Raw genomic sequence first — 3,700 nt, 5'->3', positions numbered from 1 at the left:
TATGAAAAGATTTCAAAAATTTTATTTCTTCGTCTGTTAAATTAAAATCCATATTTTGATTATACCATAAATTAAAAAATTGACAAACTTAAAAATTTTTAGTATACAAAAATAAAAAGACTTTAAATATTATAAATATCTAAAGTCTTCTATATTATTATCATTTACTTTATCAATACAGAATAATATATCATTAATATTTCTTAATGTTTCCTTCATTATCAAACAATATATTTCTATATTTAGGAACATACGGCTTACTGCTTTGAGAAGATGATTTATCCTGCATAGAATTTATACTGTTTGGAATCTGTATATTTATCGCACTCGGACTATCTCCTATATACACATCTTTATTTAAAGCTATTTCAATATTAGCATTTAATTTTCTTGTAGACAAATTATTATCGCTAATACTTCCCAAAGATCCGTAATAAGCAACCAAAGCACCTGGATATAACGGCACTGTTTCCCCAGAACGTCTAAAAACTGGATTTACACCAGATACCTGATAACTAAATATTCCTTCCATCCAATTTAGCAATAATTCTTCCCAAGTGCCGGCTATACCTCTGGATGAAACAGAACTAAGAACTTTATTATAATCATTAAGCTGAGATGAAGAAGCTATATCTCTAAATACAGTTTTATCGTTTCCGCTTGCACTATAAAGCCAATTCATAAAGACAGAAGCTGAAGGATAATTTGCAAATACAGCTATAGGAAGAGACCAAGTATAAAAGCAGTAATATCCTCCCATATCATTAAATTCCTCTATTCTTGAAGTAACTGTTATAGGACTGTACAATATTGAAGTAGATTCTGAAAGGGCTTCATTTAACCATACGTCCATAGCTCTTCCTTTATTTATATCATTAACATTAAAGTTAATCAAATGCTGAAGCTCATGAAGTATTGTACCAGACATCATTTCAGGAACACTATTAACTAGAGTTAAATCCATATACAATATTTCAGCATCATTAAAATAACCTAATAATAAATCTGCTCCATAAAAATAACCTAATGTAACAGTAGAAGCTCCCGGCGGATTCATAGAAAATAAAAGAATATCTATTTTGCCGTTTCCATCAACATCTGTATGATTTCCATATGTACTTACTAAATCACTATAATATTTATTAAAACTATATCCTATTTTTGATACAGAAGACCTTTGTACATTTGCTCCGTTTTCTACATAAATTATCAAATTATCAGATTCTGCATATGTTCTGAATGTTTTTGTTTCTATCATATTATTTTCATTGATAACCTTAAATCTTTTTGTTGAAGAAGTATATTCATCATAATATGTTAATACTCCGTCATCATAAACAGTATCATTATAATCTCCGCCCAATATACTGCTTACAACTCCGCATGAGTTTAAAAATATAATAGAAAAAATAAACAATATAATATATTTATTCATAATCCCTCCAATAAAAATAACATAAAGTTTTACATGATAATAATCATACATTATAAATGTAAAAAATCAATTCATAAATATTTTATATTTTTACTTATAAATAAATTTATATAATAAACTTGTTTCAAAACTAAATTTTTTAATATTTATAGTTATTTGCCGTCACTTCTTTTAGACGCTGTACCTCAGGCATAAGCAAGATTATCTTTCTAAAGACCGCATGTTTACATACTAAAATAACAAACTATACAACATATAAAACATCATATTCATAATTTTATACTTAATCTTGTAAAGCACTTTTGAAACAAGCATAATTAAAACCATAAAAGTAAAATAAATATATACGGATTATTATTCATTTTATTATTTTTTATCTTTTATTTTTTACAATGTTGCTGTAAAATAGCATTTATATAATAAAGATTTATTTTTTATACTTTTATACAAAAAATAATTAAATTGGAGATTAACAAAATGAAAAAATTAAATTTTATAATTGTATTGATGTTTATATCAACATTAATATTAAGTGCAGACACAATAGAAGATGAAGTATTCAGATTAATTAACTTAGAAAGAAGTAAAGTATCTCTTCCTCCTCTTCCGAATAATCAAAGACTTCATTCTTTAGCTTTATACCATGCTGATAATATGGCTAAAAATAAATTCTTCAGTAATATAGATTTAGACGGATTAGATTCCAAAGCAAGACAAGTAAAATTATATCCTGAAATGGTTGGAAATATAAGTGAGAGTTTTGGAAAATTAGATGTTATACCTTTCACAGATAAAAAGGCAGCTGAAAGTATAGTAAAAAATTTAATGGCTTCGCCAGACAGTAAAAAAAATATCTTAAATAAAAATTTTAATGCTATAGGAATAGGATCTGTTAAAAGAGGTGTAGGAGTATATGTTACTGTAACATTTGCTGATATAGTTGCTGAATCTGTTGATTTTACACCTACTGCCAAATATGAAAGTGATATAACTGTAAAATACAGAATATTAAATGGTGCTGCTTTTACTGATTTTAAAATCGCTGTTGAAATGGCTGATAAAGAAGCACGAATTACTGGAGATGACGGAAAAACTTATATAGGAAATGTTATATATGATGTTAAAGATATGGGAAACAGTATATTAGGAAGAACTTTTAAAGCTGAATATGGCAAAGGAGATTATAAAATTTCTATACTATATAAAGGTCAGCATTTCTTAAGCAATGTAAGAACTATAACTGTAGAATAAATATTTAAATAAAATCTCTAACGGAAAATTATTAATGAAGTTCAGAAGAAGATTTAATATAAAAAGCGGAATAGATTTAACCCCCATGATAGATATAGTATTTAATTTACTTATGTTTTTCATGGTGGGTACTACTATCATAGAAACTCCTCAAATAGAGATAAGTCTGCCAAAATCTACCTCAGCTGTAGGAGCTGAAAAAAATGAAACTATAATAATAAGCATATCCAAAGACGGCAAGCAATATATTAACGGTTATGAAGTAGAAAACCTTGATAATAACCTTAAAGAATTAGCAAATACAGAAGGGGAACTAGAAAAGCCTGTGGAAATACGTTCTGATGAAGATGTAAGAACGCAGGTTTTAATATCTGTAATAGATAGTGTAAAAAATGCAGGTTTTACAAGATTAAGCATAGCAACTGAAACTAGAGAAAAATAATTATAAATCTAATAAAAAATTAAAACCTTTCTTTTTTCTATAAACTAATAATTTGGGTAAATAAATAGTTATTTTCATTTTATTAAAAATAGTAAAAACTATTTTGTATTTCATATTATTATAAGCAGCATTTATATTAAATATTTTATTGCAAAAGTAAAAATTATTTTTAAAAATACAAGCATATCTTATTTTTACTATTCTATTAAGATGATTAACTATAATTCTTATATCATAACACTGTTTAATTAAATTAATAATATCAGAAACATAATTAATATATACATCATCAACACAATAGTATATAGTTCTTGACACTTTTAAAAATGGAAATCCATAACTAATTACTTTTGTTATATTATGATTAACCAAATCATTAAAATCTTTTTCATTATCTTTTATTGAAGAATCTAAAAAAGATGCTATACTGCATCCATGTCCTTTAAATAAACTGCTCATGCCTATTTCATATTTTAGTATATACTGAAAATTTTTAAGTTTGTCAATTTTTTAATTTATGGTATAATCAAAATATGGATTTTAATTTAACAGACGAAGAAATAAAATTTTTG

Annotated in this window: 4 protein-coding genes; 2 read left to right on the top strand and 2 right to left on the bottom strand. The window is 25.5% G+C overall.

Annotated features, from left to right (window positions below; all coding sequences use genetic code 11):
- Positions 1-193: 193 nt before the first annotated feature.
- Positions 194-1,435 carry a peptidase M30, hyicolysin gene (locus Q1X91_RS15065; RefSeq protein ID WP_300759347.1) on the bottom strand — a complete coding sequence of 414 codons (1,242 nt, stop codon included), beginning with the start codon at positions 1,433-1,435 and terminating at the stop codon, positions 194-196.
- 477 nt (positions 1,436-1,912) lie between these two features.
- On the opposite strand from Q1X91_RS15065, the gene Q1X91_RS15060 reads away from it, so the two are divergent.
- Both Q1X91_RS15060 and Q1X91_RS15055 read left to right on the top strand, forming a co-directional pair.
- Entirely contained in the window at positions 1,913-2,686 is a 774-nt protein-coding gene (locus Q1X91_RS15060; RefSeq protein WP_300759345.1) for a CAP domain-containing protein, read from the top strand.
- A gap of 34 nt (positions 2,687-2,720) precedes the next feature.
- Positions 2,721-3,128: a biopolymer transporter ExbD gene (locus tag Q1X91_RS15055; protein WP_300759343.1), complete on the top strand. Its 408-nt coding sequence runs from the start codon at positions 2,721-2,723 to the stop codon at positions 3,126-3,128.
- Here Q1X91_RS15055 and Q1X91_RS15050 read toward each other — a convergent pair whose 3' ends face one another.
- Positions 3,129-3,587, bottom strand: coding sequence for a hypothetical protein (locus tag Q1X91_RS15050; RefSeq protein ID WP_300759341.1), 459 nt, complete (start codon positions 3,585-3,587; stop codon positions 3,129-3,131).
- Positions 3,588-3,700: the final 113 nt, after the last annotated feature.

This window comes from uncultured Brachyspira sp. (assembly GCF_949287625.1).
GTDB lineage: Bacteria > Spirochaetota > Brachyspiria > Brachyspirales > Brachyspiraceae > Brachyspira.
The sequence above is the reverse complement of the archived record's forward strand: the minus strand, read 5'-3'. Positions and strand labels throughout refer to the sequence as shown.

Bases quoted from the DNA above. Each gene is read 5' to 3' on its own strand.
- Q1X91_RS15065 (WP_300759347.1), bottom strand. From the start codon at position 1,435: ATGAATAAATATATTATATTGTTTATTTTTTCTATTATATTTTTAAAC.
- Q1X91_RS15060 (WP_300759345.1), top strand. From the start codon at position 1,913: ATGAAAAAATTAAATTTTATAATTGTATTGATGTTTATATCAACATTA.
- Q1X91_RS15055 (WP_300759343.1), top strand. From the start codon at position 2,721: ATGAAGTTCAGAAGAAGATTTAATATAAAAAGCGGAATAGATTTAACC.
- Q1X91_RS15050 (WP_300759341.1), bottom strand. From the start codon at position 3,587: ATGAGCAGTTTATTTAAAGGACATGGATGCAGTATAGCATCTTTTTTA.